Origin of the sequence: Rhizobium johnstonii 3841, from assembly GCF_000009265.1 — a bacterium.
GTDB classification, from domain to species: domain Bacteria; phylum Pseudomonadota; class Alphaproteobacteria; order Rhizobiales; family Rhizobiaceae; genus Rhizobium; species Rhizobium acaciae.
Genome location: NC_008378.1, coordinates 850350 through 870021, shown reverse-complemented (window position 1 = coordinate 870021; position 19672 = coordinate 850350). Strand labels below are relative to the sequence as shown.

General features: G+C 60.6%; 15 protein-coding genes. 7 read left to right on the top strand and 8 right to left on the bottom strand.

Translation table 11 applies throughout. The features are described 5' to 3' along the window. Positions 1-270: 270 nt before the first annotated feature. Together RL_RS36880 and RL_RS36875 are read right to left on the bottom strand one after the other, a co-directional pair. Entirely contained in the window at positions 271-1584 is a 1314-nt protein-coding gene (locus RL_RS36880) for a hypothetical protein (protein WP_011649542.1), read from the bottom strand. Between the two features lie 731 nt (positions 1585-2315). Then, positions 2316-3068 (bottom strand): SDR family oxidoreductase, encoded by a 753-nt coding sequence (locus RL_RS36875; protein WP_011649540.1) that lies wholly within the window; start codon positions 3066-3068, stop codon positions 2316-2318. A gap of 351 nt (positions 3069-3419) precedes the next feature. Here RL_RS36875 and RL_RS36870 point away from each other — a divergent pair, with 351 nt between their 5' ends. The 7 genes from RL_RS36870 to RL_RS36840 all read left to right on the top strand — a co-directional run bounded on the left by RL_RS36870 (position 3420) and on the right by RL_RS36840 (position 11025). Next, entirely contained in the window at positions 3420-7055 is a 3636-nt protein-coding gene (locus tag RL_RS36870) for a PAS domain-containing protein (RefSeq protein ID WP_011649539.1), read from the top strand. After that, positions 7052-7693 (top strand): response regulator transcription factor, encoded by a 642-nt coding sequence (locus RL_RS36865; protein ID WP_011649538.1) that lies wholly within the window; start codon positions 7052-7054, stop codon positions 7691-7693. The genes RL_RS36870 and RL_RS36865 overlap by 4 nt, the downstream gene beginning before the upstream one ends. 3 nt (positions 7694-7696) lie before the next feature. Then, entirely contained in the window at positions 7697-8074 is a 378-nt protein-coding gene (locus RL_RS36860) for a response regulator (RefSeq protein ID WP_003550117.1), read from the top strand. A 1-nt stretch (position 8075) separates the two neighbouring features. Then, a complete protein-coding gene (locus RL_RS36855) occupies positions 8076-8768 on the top strand; it encodes a response regulator transcription factor (protein WP_011649537.1) in 693 nt (230 codons plus the stop codon). A 197-nt stretch (positions 8769-8965) separates the two neighbouring features. Next, positions 8966-9319 (top strand): ArsR/SmtB family transcription factor, encoded by a 354-nt coding sequence (locus RL_RS36850; protein WP_011649536.1) that lies wholly within the window; start codon positions 8966-8968, stop codon positions 9317-9319. 390 nt (positions 9320-9709) lie between these two features. Continuing rightward, positions 9710-10375, top strand: coding sequence for a nitroreductase (locus RL_RS36845; protein WP_011649535.1), 666 nt, complete (start codon positions 9710-9712; stop codon positions 10373-10375). A 77-nt stretch (positions 10376-10452) separates the two neighbouring features. After that, positions 10453-11025, top strand: a complete 573-nt coding sequence (locus tag RL_RS36840) for an NADPH-dependent FMN reductase (RefSeq protein ID WP_028743053.1) — start codon at positions 10453-10455, stop codon at positions 11023-11025. A 180-nt stretch (positions 11026-11205) separates the two neighbouring features. Here the strand turns inward: RL_RS36840 and RL_RS36835 are convergent, their stop codons facing one another. The 6 genes from RL_RS36835 to RL_RS36810 all read right to left on the bottom strand — a co-directional run bounded on the left by RL_RS36835 (position 11206) and on the right by RL_RS36810 (position 19521). Further along, positions 11206-12393, bottom strand: coding sequence for a galactarate dehydratase (locus RL_RS36835; protein ID WP_011649533.1), 1188 nt, complete (start codon positions 12391-12393; stop codon positions 11206-11208). 12 nt (positions 12394-12405) lie between these two features. Next, positions 12406-13617, bottom strand: coding sequence for a mandelate racemase/muconate lactonizing enzyme family protein (locus RL_RS36830; protein ID WP_011649532.1), 1212 nt, complete (start codon positions 13615-13617; stop codon positions 12406-12408). Next, complete coding sequence (locus RL_RS36825) at positions 13614-15335, bottom strand: ABC transporter ATP-binding protein (RefSeq protein ID WP_011649531.1); 1722 nt, start codon at positions 15333-15335, stop codon at positions 13614-13616. The genes RL_RS36830 and RL_RS36825 overlap by 4 nt, the downstream gene beginning before the upstream one ends. A 7-nt stretch (positions 15336-15342) precedes the next feature. After that, positions 15343-16464 carry an ABC transporter permease gene (locus RL_RS36820; RefSeq protein ID WP_011649530.1) on the bottom strand — a complete coding sequence of 374 codons (1122 nt, stop codon included), beginning with the start codon at positions 16462-16464 and terminating at the stop codon, positions 15343-15345. 9 nt (positions 16465-16473) lie between these two features. Continuing rightward, positions 16474-17460, bottom strand: coding sequence for an ABC transporter permease (locus RL_RS36815; RefSeq protein ID WP_003550108.1), 987 nt, complete (start codon positions 17458-17460; stop codon positions 16474-16476). A 123-nt stretch (positions 17461-17583) separates the two neighbouring features. After that, on the bottom strand, positions 17584-19521 hold the full coding sequence (locus tag RL_RS36810; protein ID WP_011649529.1) for an ABC transporter substrate-binding protein: 1938 nt from the start codon (positions 19519-19521) through the stop codon (positions 17584-17586). Positions 19522-19672: the final 151 nt, after the last annotated feature.

Here is a 19672-nt window from a genome sequence, read left to right as displayed (position 1 = left end):
GATCTTTTTCCCAAGTAACTGCGCAATTTTGAACGAAAGCGCTTCAGTTGCGCAGTTACTATATGCCTCGATTCGTTACCAATTTACAAATGCTTAACCAAACCGCCCGTTTCAGCCCATCGCGGCGGCTGGCGACATGAGCCAGATTTCAAGTGATTCGCGCATTGCCGATCACTCGAAGTGACTAACCACGGTGGCTTTCCAGCCGATCGGGAGGTTAACCGCGTCGCTATATAAGCCTAATGTATCAATAGCTTGGGCGCTTCCTCTCTATTTCTCATCGTCCTTCAGGTAGTTGTTGCCGTTGATCACCAGAAGCCCGTCGGAACCTTTGTCCGGCTCGAATATGCTCATGGTCTCCGTCTTGCCGCTCGCATCGGTCAGGTCGATACGGTATCCCGAAAGCTTGTAGCGTCCGCTTGCGCCCGGCCGGTTGCTTGACGTGGTGACGCCCGATTGCGATCCGCCAATTTCGTTCGTCATCGAGGCGCGCGACCAGCCTGTGCGTTCGAAAGTACCGTTTCGATGAAGCCTCAGCGTATGGCTGGAAGCCACCGATCCCGATGAGGTCGCCGTCATCCCGCTCGAGGCGAAGGTGGATACCCATTCGCCGTCGAGCGTCGTGCCCTCATCAAATGGCGGCACGGCGCGGTAGTCTGCGTCGGCAATCATCAAGTCCTCCCCTTTTTTCGAGAATGTCTTCGTCTCGATCTCGATCGTGCCGTAGGCGGAGGTGACGCTGCGCATTTCGATCGACCCGGCGGAAAAGAAAAACCCGCCGCCGGCAAGCTTGTAGAGGCCGCAATCTGTCGGGGTGTCCCTGCAATGTTCGGCAATGCTCCGGCCGCCCTTCGGCAGCTCCGTGCCGAACAGCCCCTTCGGGTCGAACATGGTGATCGTGCTGTCCGAATAGAAATCCATACCGCCGAAGACGTTCGGCCGGAGACCGGTATCGAGATGGGTGAAGACGCCGTCCAGCCCGCCGTCGTCACTCGCCGGCACCAGATCGAAATCCTTGTCGGAAGGATCAAGCCTCACCGAGCGCACGAGGCTTGCGAAATCGGCCTCGGCACTACTGCTTCTGTCGCCGCTCACATTCAGCAGCACCAGCTGCAGAAAGGCCTGCCGCTTGTCGCCGGCGATGCCGACGACGATCTGGCTGATACTGACGTTCTTCTGATGAACGCAGCAGCGTTCTTCCACGCGGATATCGTAGCCGTTCACCGTGACCCCGTAATGCTTGATCAGGATATCTTCCTTCGCCATGTCGGGCAGCGTCGCGACGAAGGTCTTCATGCCGGCCTGCAGGGAACTGCGCGCTGCCGGGAGCGGCTTGGTGATCTGAATTAGAGCATTGCCGCGCTTGTCGTCCTCCGTTTCCGGAAAATCTTTCTGCAGCATGAACAGATTGCCCTTGCCGGCTTTCCTCCAGCCGGAAGCGGCATCGGGCAGGATCACCGTCAAGCCGCCGATATCGGCGGGTGCGGCGAAGGATTGAGGGCTGGACAGCAGGGAAACGAGGACGAGAATGAAACCCAAGCCTGATCTCACCCGACCGACCCGATCGATCTGTGCGTTGCCCATGTGCGCCTCCCCTCCTTTTCGACTGCTGCCGACGGGATTTGGAGCGGGGTGCGACTAGTTCAACCCTGAGCTTCATAAAGGTTTCTTGAATGCTTCGAGTGATGAACCCCGGCGACTTAGGTGAAAACATCCGAACCTCCGGCGTCGCGCCCCTCGACCTTCCGCCGGCCTCAGCATCGGGCGGCAGGGTGCGCCTCACGATCACGGGTCTACACCGGCCCAACGTTGACTTACCCGGCAAATGAATGTTTGCCATCCCTTGTTTTGCAGTGCACAATATTTGCTGTCAACAGGGATGTGAGCCGGTGAGAATTTGCATCTACAAATCAGATGAAGCTCCTGAAGTGACGCTGTTCTTGCGAGAGGGCGTACCGGTGCCCGCACATCCGAAGAGCCAAAAGTGGCGGCACATAAAAGCGGTTGTTGGCGAAGAGGTAAGGGCCGACCTTCTGACCCAGATAGAGATCGGCAATGGATGTCTTTTTGTCAACCTTGGGGCATCCCCGAAGCACTGATCTAGGCGGCTGGGTTAAACGCTGCTCAACCGACACGGAATATGCTCGCTCATTATTGTACCCGCCGCCAATCTTTCAGGAGGCAAGCCTTGAACCCCCGTTCATCTCTATTCAAAGATTGCGGTGAGCCTTTGAGGGTTCTAATCGCAGCCAGATGAACGTTCTGTGGCGGGTCGATCTTAAGTCTCCAACCGGCCGGAAGAAAAGCCGCACGGCCTACTCCCCCATCGATTGGTTGAGCCAGTCGGAAAGCGTCTGTCGCGCCATGCGCGCACCGGCGCCGGGAATGAGGGCGTCGTCGGTCAGTTCGACTCCGAAATACGACGTGGATTGATCGGTTATCACCTGCCGTTCGTCTTCGTTCGCGGCGAGATAGATCCGGGCGATTTCATCGATGCCGAACTGCTCCGGGCCGCCGATTTCGACGACATCGCCCGAAGGAGCGCCGGCTGCCAGTTCCGCCAGGAATGCGGCGACATCCCCGGCTGCGACCGGCCTCATGAAGGCCGATGGCAACCGAAAGACATTGCCTTCAGCCCCGATGTCGATCAACCCGTTTATGAACTCGTAAAATTGCGTGGAGCGGAGGATCGTATAGGGTCGGCCTGAAGCCCGGATGAGATTTTCCTGCACCATTTTCGCGCGAAAATAGTCACTCTCCACGAGGTGCGGCGTGCCAACGACCGAGAGTGCGAGATAGTGCCTGATGCCGGCTTCCGCCGCAGCTGCGAGCAAGTTCTTCGTCGACGCCTTGAAGAAATCGAACGCCGAACTGTCACCAAACGATGCGGCATTCGTCACGTCCACAACGACTTCGGTTCCCGCCATCACCACGTCCAGTCCCTTGCCGGTAACCGTGTCGACGCCAAGCGACAATGATGCGGCCGCGACGTCGTGGCCCGATCGGCGCAACTTCTCGCTGAGCCGCGTTCCGATGAGACCGCTTGCTCCCACAACCGTGACTTTCATATCGGCATCCTCTGCTGCATGTCTTCTGCAATGCCTCACGCGGATCGACAATGACCGGAAAGCCGGACGCCTTCCATCGTGCCTGAGGTCTGGCGCCCTAGCCGTTGGGCATAGCGGAACCAGCCTGAAGTCTAGGATGCGCCATCGGGAAAACTGAACAGTCTTCAGATCCGTCGTTCGCCCGAACATTCCGGCTACATTTCCGCGCAATGCATGGGTTTCCATGAGTTGCGGTTGTGGTGCGGCGGGATTACGCTTTGTAACATGAGCTCGCCAGCCCCAAAATCGAGAACGACTGCTGCAGGAAATGCTGACGATCCCCCGGTTCTCTCTGTCCGGCAGGAGCAGTTGATGCTGAGCGTCTGGTCGCACCGTCCCCAGCTCCTGCATCTGGGGCTTTTCTTCCTCGCCTATGTACTCGCCTGCGGCTTCGCTCAGTCGCTGGCAATCGTGCCGGGAACGGGTATTTCCATCTGGCCTCCGGGCGGGCTTTTCGTCGCGACCCTCATCCTCGCCTCCAGGCGCAGCTGGCCATGGTGGATCCTGGCGGGCTGCCTGGCAGAGATGTTCAGCAATTTCCTGTGGTTCTCCAGCCCCGTGCCCGCGGCCTTCCTGATCTATGCCGGCAACGCTCTTGGAGCAATGGTCGCGGCATGGCTGGTCAACCGGACCTTGAAGCACCCGGGTCAGCTGGAAACTCTGCAGGAAGTTCTCACATTTGTCATCCTGGCTGCCGGAATTGCACCGATCGTGAGCGCGACCGTGGGAAGTGCCACGCTTGCCTGGTTCGCGATCCAATCGCAATCCTTTGCGACGGCCTGGCCGCTATGGTGGATCGGAGACGCAACCGGTGTCCTCATCGTTTCGCCGCTGGCGTTGGTCCTCTTTCACAGCTGGCGCAGCAAGACGCAGTTCTCGGCCGCGCAATGGGTGGAAGCCTGCGTCCTGGGGCTGATCTTTCTCGGTGTCGCGGCTCTTTCACTGAGCGGCTACCTTCCTTTTGCCTATATCATCATGCCCCCTCTTCTTTGGGCCGCGGTCCGCTTCGAGTTCAAGGGCGCCGCGGTATCGCTCGCTCTGCTTGCTCTGATCACGGCGGTATTCACGATAACAGGCGCCAGCCAGTTTGCCGGTGATCCCGAATCCCAGAAACACAATCAGATCATGCTGCAGCTGTTTCTGGCCATCTCGGCATTTTCGGCGCTGATTGTCGCCGCCATATCCCGACAGCACCAGCTGGCAGTGCTCACATTGCGCCAGAACGTGGAGACGTTACGCGACCGGGAACGGGAACTCTCGCAACTCGTGGACATGGTTCCAAGCCATGTCTGGCGTCTGACACCCGAGGGCGAGCCGACCTTCTTCAATAGGCGGATGGTCGATTTCCTCGGTCTTGACGTGGCGGACTCGGACAGGCCAGGCATGAGCCGGCTGGAGGCGGTCCTGCAGGCCACCGTTCATCCCGATGATACAGCCGGTTTCAGGGACGCCCTTCGCCATTGCCTCGCCACCGGCGAGAGCTTCGTCATGCGGTATCGGCTGCGGCGCGCCGATGGTCTCTATCGCTGGATGTCGAGCCGAGCCGAGCCGATGCGCGATCAGGCCGGAAAGATCGTCCAGTGGTACGGCCTTTGTCATGATATCGACGATCAGATGCGTGCCGAAGAGGCCATCCGGCGGAGCGAAAAACAGCTTCTGCAGATGATCGACGCCGTGCCGGTCCGAATATGGAGCGTGGAACCGACAGGCGGATCGACCTACTTCAACAAACGCTACCAGGATCATTTCCGCGCCGTCATCGCCAATTTCGACGCGCGGGCCGAACCGCGTATCGACGAGTTGCTGCAGCAGCTGATTCATCCCGAGGATGCGCCCGACGTGCAGCGCACGCTACGCAATTGTTTCGAAATCGGCGGCGGCTCCGTCATGCGGTTTCGCTGGCTTGAAAAAGATGGCGTCTACCGCTGGGCCGAATGCAGGGTGGAGCCGCGACGCGATGACGACGGAACGGTCGTGCAATGGTACGGCGTCTCCCTCGATATCGACGAGGAGGTGCGCGCGCTGGAGGCGTTGCGCGACCGCGAACGCGAGCTGTCGCAGCTCGTGGACATGGTCCCGGTCCAGATCAGGCGCCTGACGCCGGAAGGCGAGCCGGTCTTCTTCAACAAGCGCCTGATCGACTTTTTCGGTCTCGATGTGGGCGATATGGACAAGCCTGGCATGAGCCGCCTCTCCTCGGTCATTCACACCCTCGTCCATCCCGATGACGCATCGAGGTTGCTGGAGACGGTTCATCATTCCCTCACCAGCGGCGATCCCTTCTCGATAAAATATCGCATGCGCCGTTTCGACGGAGCCTATCGCTGGGTCGATGGCCGAGCCGAGCCGCTGCGCGATCAAAGCGGCGCTATCATGCAATGGTATGTCATCTCCGTCGACATCGACGACGAGATGCGCGCGCAGGAAGCGCTACGCGACCGGGAACGGGAGCTTTCCCAACTCGTGGACATGGTCCCGAGCCTGCTCTGGCGGCTCGATCCGGAAGGCGCTCCAACCTTCTTCAATCAGCGCCTGATCGATTTTTTGGGTCTCGACATTGCCGATACGGAAAAGCCGGGTGTCAGCCGGCTGGCGGCGCTCATCGAGGCCGCCGTCCATCCCGACGATGCAGCCGGCCTCGAGCAAGCGCTCAACCATTCCTTCGCCACCGGGCAGCGTTTCTCCAGCCAATATCGCCTGCGGCGCGCCGATGGCGTCTACCGCTGGGTGAAAGGCAGCGCGGAGCCGCTGCGGGATCAGAGCGGCCGGATCGTCCAATGGTATGGTCTGTCTCATGACATCGACGATCAACTGCGTGTCGAGGAGGCACTGCGAGAGAGAGAACGATCGCTCTGGCAGCTCGTTGAAACGCTGCCGGCAATGATCGATTGCGCAGCACCTGATGGAGAACCGATCTATCGCAGCCAGCAACTGCGCGACTTCCTCGGTTATAATCTCGAAGAGTTGGATGGAACGGGCAAAACCCGGCTGGACGGCACACTCGATGCCGGTGTTCATCCCGACGATGTGGCAGGGGTCAAAGAAAACTATGCCCGTTCATTGTCCACTGGCGAGCCCTATGCGCGTAGGCACCGTCTGCGGCGCCATGATGGTGAATATCGCTGGGTCGAGACGCGTGCGGCACCGATGCGCAATGCCGAAGGCGTCATCGTCCAGTGGAATGTCATCTGCCTTGATATCGACGGTGAGGTTCACGCGGAGGAAGATCTGCGTCGAGCGCGAGAGGGTCTTGCACGGGCGAGCCAGGTGGCGAGCCTGGCGGAGCTTTCAGCCTCCATCGCGCACGAGGTGAACCAGCCGCTTGCGGCCGTCGTGGCCAACTCACACGCCTGCCAGCGCTGGCTCATGGCCGAGCCGCCGAATATGGAGCGGGCACAGAGGACGGTCGAGCGCATCATCCGGGATGCCAACTCGGCGGCGGATGTCGTCAGCCGCATTCGCGCTCTGTTCAAGCAATCCGCAGATAGGAGGATCCCATCGACGCTCTCCGGCATCGTCAATGAAGCGCGCAACCTCATGACCGACGAGGCCTGGCGTCGTCACGTTCGGATGGAGGTGGAGGTCGATGCCACCCTTCCGCTCGTCTCAATCGACCGCGTTCAGATCCAGCAGGTTCTGATCAATCTCATCCGCAACGGCATCGAGGCAATGGACGCCACGACAGGCGACAGGGTCATCGAAATCCGCGTACGCCAGATCGGGAATATCCTCCAGACCGAGATCAGCGATCGCGGCCAGGGCATCGATTTTCCCGAAAAGATGTTCGAGCCGTTCTTTACGACCAAGGAAAACGGCATGGGCATGGGGCTGGCCATCTGCCGCTCGATCGTCGAACTGCACGGCGGACGATTGTGGGCCGAGAAGAACAATCCTTGCGGAGCGACGTTGATCTTCACATTGCCTATTGAAACGAAGGCGGCGCCATGACGGCCGACGACCATATCGTCTTCATCGTCGACGACGATGAACGTATCCGGGAAGCGCTCGGCGAACTGCTGGACTCGCACGGCATGAATGCCATCGCCTTCGAATCGGCCTGCGACTACGTGAGAGCGGACAAGCCGGACGTGCCCGCCTGCCTCGTGCTGGATATCGAGCTGCCTGACATCAACGGCCTCGATCTGCAGAGGCAGATCGCCGACAGGGATCATCCGCCGATCGTCTTCATTACGGGACACGGCGACATTCCCTCCTCCGTGCGTGCGATCAAGCATGGCGCGGTGGACTTCCTGACCAAGCCGTTCAGCGATGCGAATCTCATGGCGGCAATCCACGCGGCGATTGCTCAGGATCGGGAAAAGAGAGCCGAGCGCGCCGAGATCGACGTGCTGAGACAACACTATCTCGACCTGACGCCGCGCGAGCGCGAGGTGCTGCCGCTGGTCGTCAGCGGTCTTCTCAACAAGCAGGCCGCAGCCGAATTGGGGATCAGCGAAGTGACGCTGCAGATCCACAGAAGAAACGTAATGCAGAAAATGGCCGCGGCATCGCTCGCCGATCTGGTGCGGATCGCGGAGAGATTGGAAATACCGATAACCCACTCGCGCCGAGTGGGAGGGAATTGAAACATGAACAAGACAAGACACGTCGTGGCAATTGTCGATGACGATCCAAGGTTGCTTGAATCGATGGGCGACCTTCTGGAATCTGCGGGTTATGTGGCCCGCAGTTTCTCATCGGCGGGCTCGCTGCTCGTCAACGGGCTGTCGGACCTCGACCTGCTCATCACCGATATCGGAATGCCTGGTATCGACGGCTTCGAACTTCGTGACCTGGTGAGGAAGTCGCGTCCGGAGCTGCCGGTATTCATGATCACGGGCCGCCACGAGATAGCCGATCAGGGACGCGCTCAAGGCGCAAGCGGATTTTTCCGCAAGCCCTTCGATGCCCAGGCCCTGCTGGCGGCCATTGCCAACGCTTTGCATAAATCGACAGATGGAGGCTGACATGAGAGTTGACCAGCCGTTGCTGCGGAGATCGGCGCCGTTATCATTGCAATGCAGTTATGAAGACAACCGGCCGCTTGTCATTATCGTCGACGACGACGCATCGGTCCGCGAAGCGCTGTCGGAGCTGATCCAGTCGGCGGGTTTCCAGTCGACCAGTTTTGCTTCGACCCGAGAATTGCTTGACGCCGATATACTGGATAGCCCCGGCTGCCTGATCCTCGACGTGCGCATGCCAGGCGCAAGCGGCCTTCACCTGCAGAGCCATCTGGCCGAAAACGGCATTTCCAAGCCGATCATCTTCCTGACCGGGCATGGCGACATCCCGATGACCGTCCAGGCGATGAAGGCCGGTGCCGTGGATTTTCTCACCAAACCGGTGCGAGACCAGACCCTGCTCGACGCCGTGACTGCCGGCATTGCGATGGATGCCGAGCGACGGGCGGAAGCCGCGATCGCCGAGCGCAATATCAAGCGCCTGGAGACACTGACGCAGCGCGAGCGCGAGGTCCTGCATGAAGTGGCGCGCGGCCGCCTCAACAAGCAGATCGCCTTCGACCTCGGCATCAGCGAAGTGACGGTCAAGCTGCATCGCAGCAATGTCATGCACAAGATGGAGGCGGCCTCCATCGGCGAACTGATCCGGGCCTGGGAAACGCTGCCCACGCAAATGCGCCAGGTCGGCCCGCGATAGCTTATAGGCGAAGGATGCCGGCCTCGAGAATGATCTGCCGTCGCTGTCCATTTGATGCGCGCCGTATCCGATTCGCGCCGGAAAAGACGATGCGGCGCCGATAATGGGTTTCGGCCCCGCACCCATGCGTTATCTCTAAATTAAAGCTCGGGGATAGACCAGGTACCCGGCTTTGATTCCCCAAAGGAGATCTCGCCTTGAACAATCAATCGTCAGCCGCGCCTTCCCCTGAAACCAACGCCTTCGACAACGAGGCAAACTTCCTCTCGGCCATGGGGAATGCCAAACGACTTCACATTCTGCATCTGTTGGCCGAAGGAGAAATGTCCGTCAGCGTCCTGGCCGACGAGGTGGGATTGAGCCAATCTTCGACTTCCCAGCATTTGGCAATTCTTCGAGAACAGGAACTCGTGCAGACGCGAAGGGCTGCCCAGACGATCTACTATTCACTTCAATCCGCCGCGGCCACGGCGATGCTCGATACGCTCGCCGAGATCTTCGGATGGCATCCTCGCTCCCCAGTGGAACGCGTCCGAGCCGTAGGCGCCTGACAAAATGACGAAGCGTTGCTCTTGCGGCTCATGATTGGAGCATGATCTTGTCGGCAACTCGGGATCGGTGCCGCGGCAACGAAGAGCAGCGCAATGGCGAAGACGGCGAAAAAGATGACTGCGGCTTGAGCGTAAGCGCCAAGCTGAGTCCGTTCAGGGGCGTCATTCCAGACCTGGATGCCCGTGGCGCGGGAGTCCCGCGATGCTTCGCCCACATGCCCCCCCGAACGCATCGATCCCTGATGTACGTTTGATGTATGCCTCCTAGACCACGGTGTGATTACGCCTCCATTGCGAATGGAGATAATGAACCACATCAGGAACGGAACAGTCAGGAGGAAACGGCCATGAGCATGGACGTAACGAACGGCCGGCGGCATGGAGGCGATCATGGACGTATATGAGGCAGTCAAAAGTCGACGGTCGGTGCGCGGATTCAAAGACGAGCCTGTGGAGAGGGAGGTGCTTGAGCGTGTGCTGTCCGCCGCAGCTTGGTCGCCGTCAGGATCGAATATCCAGCCGTGGAACACCTACGTGATGACCGGCGCACCGCTGGCAGAGCTCAAGACGACCGCCGTCGAGCGCGTGGCTCATGGCGACGCCTGGGACAAGCGGCAGTACGAGATGTACCCGGCCGGGTTGAAGCCCCCCTACGGCGAGCGCCGGTCCGCCTTCGGCAAGGAGCGCTACAGCGCGCTCGGCATTGCGCGCGAGGACTGGGAGGCGCGCCAGCGGGCAGCAATCGCCAACTGGAATTGTTTCGGCGCGCCCGCCGCCCTGTTCTGCTACATCGACCGTGAGCTGGGCCTACCCCAATGGGCCGACGTCGGCATGTATCTGCAGACCGTCATGCTGCTGCTCCGCGCCGAAGGTCTGCACAGTTGCCCGCAGATGGCGTGGTCGCAGGTTCGCGAGACGGTCGCAGAGGTCTTGTCACCCCCGGACGGGCTCATCCTCTTCTGCGGCATGTCGATCGGGTACGAAGACCCCACGGTCAGTTACGCCCGTACAGGCCGCGCCCCGCTCGACGAGACGGTCACGTTCCTCGGCGATTAGTGACTTGCGATCGAAGGACAGGAAAACCCTTCTTGCGTATGATACGTCCTTTATCATGCGAGATATTGGAGAACCCCATGACCACGCATAAAGTAGGCTATCTCATCGGCAGCCTCGCCAAGGGCTCGATCAACCGCAAGCTCGCCAAGGCGTTGGTGCGGCTCGCCCCGCCGGAACTTGAAATGTCGGAGATATCCTTCAAGGACCTGCCGCTCTACAGCTACGACTATGACGCCGACTACCCTCCGGCTGGCAAGGCATTCAAGGCGGCAATCGCGGCCGTCGACGCCGTGCTGTTCGTCACGCCCGAATACAATCGATCCATACCCGGCGGGCTGAAAAACGCCATCGACTGGGCGAGCCGCCCGTATGGCACCAACTCGTTCACACGCAAGCCGTCAGCGGTGATCGGCACGTCGCCGGGCGCGATTGGCACGGCAGTCGCCCAGCAGAATTTGCGCAGTGTGCTCAGTTTCTGCAACTCTCCCCAGATGAATGCCCCGGAAGCCTACATCCAGTTTACACCGGGGCTGATCACCGATGACGGCGAGGTCACCAACGACAAAACCGCCGATTTCCTTCGCACTTACATGCGGGACTTCCATGTCTTCATCGCAAGGGTTCGCTCAGTGCTGCCGAAAGATGCCTAGAACAGGATGATTTTAGGCCGGTCGGCCTAAAATTTGAATCCTGTTCTAAATTAAATAGTTAGAGCATAACGTCACCCGAAAACCGCTCACACTTTTCGGCTTCATGCTCTAGAAGCGTCGCCTGCGGGAGCTGGCCGCGCCATGCGGGCGGCCAGCTCCTGTTTTAAGCGGGCAATGCCCTCAGGCAAAGGCGTAGGAGCCGTCGGGCCGCTTCGGCACGCGTCGCTGCCAATGGATGTAACCTTCCTCTTCCATCGCCTTCTCGTCCATTTCGACGCCCCAGCCCGGCCGGTCGGGACGCAGCTCCAGATAGCCGTCCTTCGGCAGATAGGGATCGACGACGTAGCGGGTTTCCCCCTCCCGCTTCTCGATATCGAGGCCGCCATAGACATAAGCCTGTCCCTTTGGCAGCCGGTATTCGAGGATGCGGAAATTCTGCGCCGCCGCAGAAAAATGAACGTTGACCGCCGTCGCAAGCGGACCCATCGGGTTGTGCGGCGCCACGCCGACGAAGAAGGCTTCGGCGAGTGTGGCGATGCGGCGCATTTCACTGATGCCGCCGACGACGCAGATGTCGGGCTGGATGAGGTCGGCGCCCTTGACCTGCAGCAGCCGCAGGAACTCGTTTCTGTTATAGAGCGACTCGCCGGTCGCAAGTGTGCAGTTGAGCCCCTGTTTCAGGTCGCCCCAGGCCTCGATATTTTCAGGACGCAGCGGCTCCTCGAAAAACAGCGGATCATAAGGCGCCAGCGCATTGCCGAGCTGGCGAGCGGCGATCGGCTCGAAAATCTTCGCATGGGCATCGAAGGCGATTTCGTATTCGTCATTGACCGTTTCGCGAAGCGAGCGGAAATAATCCGCCGAGGCTTTCACGACATTACCCCAGCGGTTGGAGTGCATGTCGATCCGCCAGGGGCTGAGCTTGAAGGCGGTGAACCCCCATCCCTCCTTCAGACGATCGAACTCGTCGCGCGCCGCCGGCGCATCCGGTGCGGTATAGACACCGGCGTAGACCTTGATGCGGTCGCGCACTTCGCCGCCGAGCAGCTTGTAGACCGGGACATTCACTGCCTTGGCCGCAAGGTCCCACAGGCAGTGATCGAGCGCGGAGATCGCGGCAAGGCCAAGCGCCCCCGGCGGAAACCGGCTCTGCTGGATCAGCAGATTGACGAGATACTCCACGCGTGTCGGATCCTGGCCGGAGACAAATCCGTAGAGATAATCGAGCAGCGGCGGCAGCGCCTTGTCGGGGCCGTGATTGTAGCATTCGCCCCAACCCGTCAGCCCGTCATCGGTGTCGAGCGCGACGATCACGCGCGGACGGTCCTTGTCGCGGGTCATGAAAACCCGCATGCGGTCGATCTTCATCTTTATGTCCTTCTAGCGATTGAAATAGGTGCGACGCGACTGGCGCGTCTGCACGTAGAGATGCTCATTGTCGGTTCCGGGATTGTAGGCACCGGCACTTTGCGGCACCGAGACATTGCCGTTGCTGGGGAAGCGCGCCACGAAGGCCTCGTCGATATCGCAGCCAAGTCCCGGGCCATCAGGAACGGCGATCAAGCCGTCGACCTGTTGCGGATGCGGCACGATCGTCTGGCGGCGGCCGTCCCAGTCGTCGTCGAGGCGCTCGAGGATGAGGGCGTTGGGGATCGCTGCAAGCAGATGCAAAGCCGCATATTCCGCCACCGGCCCGAGCGAACCCGAATGCGGCGCCATCTGGATATGATGGGCTTCAGCCATGGCCGCGATCTTCTTCATCTGGGTGATGCCGCCGGCCCGGCCGGTGTCCGGCTGGATGACGTCGACCAGCTCCTTCTCGATGAGCTCACGCTCGCCGAAGATGGTCGCCGAGCGCTCGCCGGCGGCAAGCGGCACATGCGCGGCGTCGCGGATACGCCGGTAGCCGTCGATATTCTCCGGCGCGATCGGATCTTCCACCCACATCAATTCATAGGGTTCGAGCGTCCGCACCAGCCGGCAGGCATCCGCAGGCGTCAGCCACGGCGGCCCATGCAGATCGATGGCGATGTCCATGTCGTCGCCGACGGCGTCGCGCAGCGCAGCAACCTTGCGAACCGGATCGGCGACGCCGCCGCATTTGATCGCCTTTATGCCGCGCGTTTTGATGGCAAGCGCGCGCTCAGGCGTATTCGCATGCGAATAGATCGGGATCCGGTCGCGCACCTTGCCGCCGAGCAGCATCCAGACAGGCACGCCGAGCGCCTTGCCCTTGATGTCCCATAGCGCCATGTCGATGCCGGTCATCGCACCGCCTCCGACCGTTCCGAGCATGCCATGGCCCATCATCGCGATATGCATCTTCTGCCATAGCCGTTCGGTATGGGCCGGATCTTCGCCGATGAGGAGTGGGGCGAGATCATGAATCGCCGTCTCGACGACGCGCGGCCAGCCTGAGCATTCACCGATGCCGGTGATGCCCTCGTCGGTATCGATCTTCAGAAAGAGCCAGTTTCTGGTGCCGCCGAACTGCTTGGAGGCGCCACCGCCAGAACGTTGGTCGGAAGCCCAGTTCGCGGGATCGGGCTGACCGACATGCATGAGAAAAGTGCGGATCCCGGTGATTTTCATCGCTGAAAACTCCCATTCTTCAAAATGTCCGGCGCGACGTAGCGGAAGCGCCGCGATTGATCGCGATCACGCGGATCAGGGCGCGGAATCGCCGATATGAGCGCCTGCGTATAGGCGTGCTCGGGTGTGCGGCAGACCTTCTCCGCGTCGCCGATTTCGACGAGCTGGCCTTTGTACATGACGCCCACACGGTCGCACATGTAGCGGATAACGCCGATATCATGACTGATGAAGATATAGGCAAGCCCGAGTTCGTCCTGCAGACGCATCAACAGGTCGAGCACCTGCGAGCGCACGGAAACGTCGAGCGCCGAGGTCGCCTCATCGGCAACGATGACGCGCGGATTAAGCGTGATGGCGCGGGCAATGCCGATGCGCTGGCGCTGGCCGCCGGAGAAGGCGTGCGGGTAGCGTTCGCGTGCCCTCGGATCGAGGCCAACCTGCTCCATCAAGTGACAAACCCGCTCTTCCAGCGCCCGCCCCTTTGCAACACCATTGACGAGCAGCGGCTCGCCGATGATCTGGGAGACGGTCATGCGTGGGTTGAGGGAGCCGAAAGGATCCTGAAACACCATCCGTAATTCCCGCCGTGCGGCGGCAAGCGTCTGCCCTTTTGCCGTTGCCAGATCGATGATGTCGCCGTCGGCGCGGCGATAGAGGATTTCGCCTGCAGTCGGATCGATCAACCGCATGATCGAGCGACCCATCGTCGTCTTGCCGGATCCGCTCTCGCCGACGATGCCGAGCGTTTCGCCCGGCAGAAGCGAAATGGAAACATCGTCCAGCGCTTTCACCTCGCCGAAATCCATCGAGACATTGCGCAGTTCGAGGATCGGTGGCGCCGTCGTGTCGAGCGGCGGGCGCGCCAGCCGGATTTCGGCCTTCGCTTCCAGCTTCAGCACCGAGCCAATCAGCATGCGGGTATAGTCGTCTTTCGGCGCATGAAAGATCTGCTCGACCGGCGCATATTCCTTGGCGACGCCGTTGTGCATGACCAGCACATCGTCGGCGATCTGCGCAACGACACCCATGTCATGCGTGATGAAGAGAACGGCCATGCCCTTGGCCTTCTGCAGCCGGGCAATCAGGTCGAGAATTTCGGCCTGCGTCGTCACGTCGAGGGCCGTGGTCGGCTCGTCGGCGATCAGCAGCTGCGGTTTGCAGGCGAGCGCCATGGCAATCATCGCGCGCTGGCGCATCCCGCCGGAATATTGAAAGGCATATCGGTCCAGCGCTTTTTCCGGCGAGGGAATCTCGACCTGGCTGAGCAGTGATATGGCTTCAGCGCGCGCCTCTGCCTTGCTCATCCGGGTGTGAAGGCGAAGCGCCTCGACGATCTGGTTGCCGACCGTGTGGATCGGCGATAGCGACGACATCGGCTCCTGGAAGATCATGGCGATGTCGCGGCCGCGGATCGCTCGGATCTGACGCCCGCGCGGATTGAGGCTGGTCAGATCGATCGAGCCGCCGTTCTGATCGTTCAGCATGATCGATCCGCCGGATATGCGGCCGGGTGCATCGACGATCTGCAGGATCGAACGCGCCGTCACCGACTTGCCGGATCCGCTTTCGCCGACGACACAGAGCGTCTTGCCCGGCTCGATCGAGAAAGACAGATCGCTGACGGCGCGAAAGACGCCGGTGCGCAGCGGGAACTCGACCGTCAGATTTTTCACTTGAAGCAGCGGCCTGCCGGCAATGGGAAGAATATCGGTCATGCCGGCCTCATTTGTTGTAGGGGTCGGCCGCATCGCGCAGGCCGTCGCCGAGAAGGTTGAGCGCCATCACGGCGACCACGACGGCACAGCCCGGCATGAAGAGCCATGGCGCGGTGGCGATCGAGCGAATGTTCTGGGCCTCGCGCAGAAGCACGCCCCAGGAGATGGTCGGCGGCTGTAGCCCGAGCCCCAGGAAGGAGAGAGAGGTTTCGGCAAGGATCATCGCCGGCACCGCAAGCGTGATCGACGCGATGATATGGCTGGCAAAGCTCGGCAGCATGTGGCGAAAGATGATGCGCCTTTCGCGAACGCCGTCGAGCCTCGCGGCGGCGACGAATTCCTCGGTGCGCAAGGACAGGAAGCGGCCGCGAACGACGCGGGCGAGCTGCGCCCAGCCGGTCAGCGACAGGATGATCGTGATCATCATATATTGCAGCGTCGCAGGCCAGTCCTGCGGCAGGGCCGCCGCCATTGCCAGCCAGATCGGGATCGTCGGCAGCGACAGCACGAAATCGATCACCCGCTGCAGGAAGAAATCGATGCGGCCGCCGTAGTACCCCGAGATGCCGCCGAGCACGATGCCGAGGATCAGCGAGAAGAAGACGCCGACGAGGCCGATCGACAACGAAATCTGCGAGCCCTGCACCGTTCGGCTGAAGACGTCGCGCCCAAGCCTGTCGGCGCCGAACAGAAGCAGCGGCGTCGTCTTGTCGGGCGAGGCGATCAGATGGATGTTGGTCCTGAACAGGCCGAACACGGAATATTCATAACCGCGCCCAAAGAACTGGACATCGACACGTTTCGTCGTGTCTTCCTTGTAGATGGCGGCCAGCGTTTCCGGATCGCGGGTCAGCTTCATCGGATAATAATGCGGGCCGAAGGAGAAGCCGTTCTCAGTATCGATCAGATGCAATTTCTGCGGCGGGTGAAAGGTCGCCCGCGCATTTTGCAGGTACGGATCGTTGATGGCGAAGAAGCCGGGAATGACGGCGACGATATACATCAGTACGGTGACGACCAGCGCCACCATGGCCAGCCGGTGCCGGCGGAAAGCCCACCAGATGAGCTGCCACTGCGACGCGACGGCGGCGCGATCCGGCTGAATATTTGTAATGGGGATGTCGGCCACGTGAGGCTCCTATTCCAACCGGATGCGGGGATCGACCAGCGCAAGCAGGATATCGCTGATCAGAGAGCCTATCAGCGTCAGCGCGCAGATCAGCAGAACGAAGGCGCCGGCGAGATACATGTCCTGGGCCATCAGCGCCTGCAGCAGCAAAGGTGCGGCCGTCGGCAGATTGAGGACGATGGCGACGACGACCGAGCCGGAAATGAGATTGGGCAGCAGCCAGGCAATCGTCGAGATGAACGGATTGAGCGCGATCATCAGAGGATATTTCATCAGCAGCCGGAACTCAGAGAGCCCTTTTGCCCGTGCCGTGGTCACGTAAGGCTTCGGCAATTCATCGAGCATGTTGGCGCGCATGACGCGGATGAGGCTCGCCGTCGAGGAGACGGCAAGGATGATGACGGGAAGCCAGAGATGCGAGAAGAGGTCGACCATCTTGGCGAAGCTCCAGGACGCGTTCTCATATTCCGGCGAAAAGAGCCCGCCGACATCCTGTCCGAATTCGACCGCCGCGATGTACATCAGCACCAGCGCCAGCAGAAAGGATGGAACAGCCAGGCCGAAAAAGGTGAAGGCGGTGAAGAAATAGTCGCCGATCGAATATTTGCGCACCGCGGAATAGACGCCGATCGGCAGCGCGATCGCCCAGGTGGCGATCAATGTCGAAAGGGCCAGAACGAGCGTCAGCGCCATGCGCTCCCAGATCAGGTCCGAGACCGGCTGCTGCCATTCGAAGGAGATGCCGAAATCGCCGCGCGTGAGAATGCCCCACATCCATTTGAAATATTGGACGAGCATCGGGTCGCCGAGGCCGAAGCGCTCGCGCAATTGCGCCGCCGTGTTCTGATCGACGATTTCGTTGGATGCTGCCAGCGTCGCAATATAGGTCGTGACATAATCGCCCGGCGGCAGCTGGATCAGCACGAAAGCCAGGAAGCTGACGGCAAACAGCGATGGAATCATCCATAGGAAGCGTTTGGCGATAAAGACCAGCATGAGGCGCCTCTTGCATTGAACGCCGCCTCCCGGGCCTTGTCGGCGGTCAGGACCGGCAAGGCATCTCGGAGGGCGTACTGAAAGAAAGCGCCGTACCTGATGGCACGGCGCTCAAGACGAAAATCAGCTCGTGAAGGTGAATTGCTGCGGCATTGCCGGACCGGGATTGGGCCAGGACCAGCTATCCGGCTCCTTCTCGGGAACATTGCGCAGATTGTTGCGGATGATGCCGAAGCCGCCGACGGCAAGGCAAAGGCCGACGGTCTCGAATTCCTCGGCCGCGATGTCGAAGATCTGCTTCATGATCGCACCGCGCTTGTCGAGATCGGCCGTCGAACGCGCTTCGTCGAAGAGCATCATGCGCTTCTTCTGGCTTTCCGGCGGCTCTTCGCCGCGTGCACCGTTGGAGGTGTACCAAAGCGTCCATGGAATGGCGTACCGCGAACCCTGCGGATGGAAGGCGAAGAAATCGCGCGGATCGAGCATCGGATCGAGACCGCCAGGACCCGGCCACACCGCCGCATCATGGGCGTTGTCGTCGCCGCGGGTGTAATAGAGCGCCCGCTCGATCGTGTTGACCTTCATGTCGATACCGATCTGAGCCCAATGCGCCTTGACCAGTTCCAGTGCATCGACGAGGTCGGGATAGAGGGTCGGAATGACGTCGATCGAGAAGAACACCTTCTGGCCGTCGGGCCGGAGGCGGAAACCGTCGCCGCCTTTCTTATAGCCGGCCTCATCGAGCATCGCGCCTGCCTTGTCGGCGTCGAATTCGGTGAATTGGCGCGCGTATGTCTCGTTATACCAGGGATGGGTCGGACGCGGCCCGGCCTGGTAGGGCTCGCTCTGTCCGAAATAGACGATGTCGATGAGCTCCTGGCGATTGATGCCGATCGAAAGCGCTTGCCGGAACGCCTTGTCGGCAAACATCTTGCGCATGGCAGGATCTTTGTGGGTGATGTTGAAATAGATCTGGCACTGTTGCGAGGCCGAAGGCACGAGCGTCAGCAGCCGATAATCGCCCTTTTCCATGTTCTTGGACAGCGTCGGCTTGTTGGCCAGAACGCTGATGTGACGTTCCTGGATGTCGATTTTTCCAGAGATGACGTTCAGCATCAGCGATTCGACGTCCTGCGAGATGCCGAAGTTGATTTCATCGATGTAGGGGAGCTGGTTGCCCTCGGTATCGACCTGCCAGAAATAAGGGTTGCGGGTCATGACGACGCGCGTCGCGCCGCCGGCATAGGGCTCCTTGACCACCCATGGATCGAGCGTCGGCTTGTCGACATTGCCCCATCGCGACGGGATCTCGATGTCGCCGCAACGGCTGCGGAACAGCTCCGTCCAACTGGTGACGCCGGCCTTCTTCGCATCGGCCTCGATATTGGGATTATATTTCGGCAGGAACTGGCTGCAGTAATGCTTCGGGAACAGCGTCGGATGCTGGCCAAGCGGTGTGGCGAGGTTTTCCAGGTAAAGCGCGTTGGCCGCGGCAAAGGTGAACTTCACCGTATAGTCGTCGATCTTCTCGACGGTGACCGGCTTGCCGGCGACGGCAAGCTGCGCCGGCGTCGAGCTGTAGAGCTCGGTGTTCTTGACGCAGTCTTCGATCGCGAAAACGACGTCATCGGCCGTAAAGGGATGACCGTCGGACCAGCGCACGCCTTCGATGAGATGGAACGTGAATTGTGTTGCGTCGTCGCTGACCTCCCAGCGCTCGGCAAGGTTCGGCTGCACGGCGGTAAAATCGAGGTTCCAGCGCACAAGGCTCTGGTTGCCGACCATACGCAGGATGCCGTTATGGTCGGATGAACCGCGAAGGCCGCGACGCAGCGAACCGCCATAGGTGCCGACCTTCTCGAACGGCGTCACGACCATCGGCTTTTTCGGCAGGCGCTCGGCGAGCGGCGGCAGCTTTCCATCCTTGGCGAGCTGCGCAAGGGCCGGCGCTTCACCGCCTGCGGCAGACACGCGACCGGCGATAGACAGCGCCGCGACACCAGCCATGCCACCAAGCACGGCGCGGCGGGTGACGCCGCGCGACAGTATTTCTTTGGCCATCGAATTCCTCCCTTTTGTGCCGGCGCAGCCTTTGCACCGGCTGATGCGGCGGGCTCCCGACCCGACGCTGACGCCCTCCTCGGCGCTACGACCGAAACCATAGACACGTTCTCAAATGATTACAAGAGTTGACAGATAATTACAAATTTTG

Bases quoted from the DNA above. Each gene is read 5' to 3' on its own strand.
- RL_RS36880 (WP_011649542.1), bottom strand. From the start codon at position 1,584: ATGGGCAACGCACAGATCGATCGGGTCGGTCGGGTGAGATCAGGCTTG.
- RL_RS36845 (WP_011649535.1), top strand. From the start codon at position 9,710: ATGGACGTATATGAGGCAGTCAAAAGTCGACGGTCGGTGCGCGGATTC.
- RL_RS36855 (WP_011649537.1), top strand. From the start codon at position 8,076: ATGAGAGTTGACCAGCCGTTGCTGCGGAGATCGGCGCCGTTATCATTG.
- RL_RS36865 (WP_011649538.1), top strand. From the start codon at position 7,052: ATGACGGCCGACGACCATATCGTCTTCATCGTCGACGACGATGAACGT.
- RL_RS36840 (WP_028743053.1), top strand. From the start codon at position 10,453: ATGACCACGCATAAAGTAGGCTATCTCATCGGCAGCCTCGCCAAGGGC.
- RL_RS36815 (WP_003550108.1), bottom strand. From the start codon at position 17,460: ATGCTGGTCTTTATCGCCAAACGCTTCCTATGGATGATTCCATCGCTG.
- RL_RS36830 (WP_011649532.1), bottom strand. From the start codon at position 13,617: ATGAAAATCACCGGGATCCGCACTTTTCTCATGCATGTCGGTCAGCCC.
- RL_RS36810 (WP_011649529.1), bottom strand. From the start codon at position 19,521: ATGGCCAAAGAAATACTGTCGCGCGGCGTCACCCGCCGCGCCGTGCTT.
- RL_RS36860 (WP_003550117.1), top strand. From the start codon at position 7,697: ATGAACAAGACAAGACACGTCGTGGCAATTGTCGATGACGATCCAAGG.
- RL_RS36835 (WP_011649533.1), bottom strand. From the start codon at position 12,393: ATGAAGATCGACCGCATGCGGGTTTTCATGACCCGCGACAAGGACCGT.
- RL_RS36870 (WP_011649539.1), top strand. From the start codon at position 3,420: ATGCTGAGCGTCTGGTCGCACCGTCCCCAGCTCCTGCATCTGGGGCTT.
- RL_RS36825 (WP_011649531.1), bottom strand. From the start codon at position 15,335: ATGACCGATATTCTTCCCATTGCCGGCAGGCCGCTGCTTCAAGTGAAA.
- RL_RS36875 (WP_011649540.1), bottom strand. From the start codon at position 3,068: ATGAAAGTCACGGTTGTGGGAGCAAGCGGTCTCATCGGAACGCGGCTC.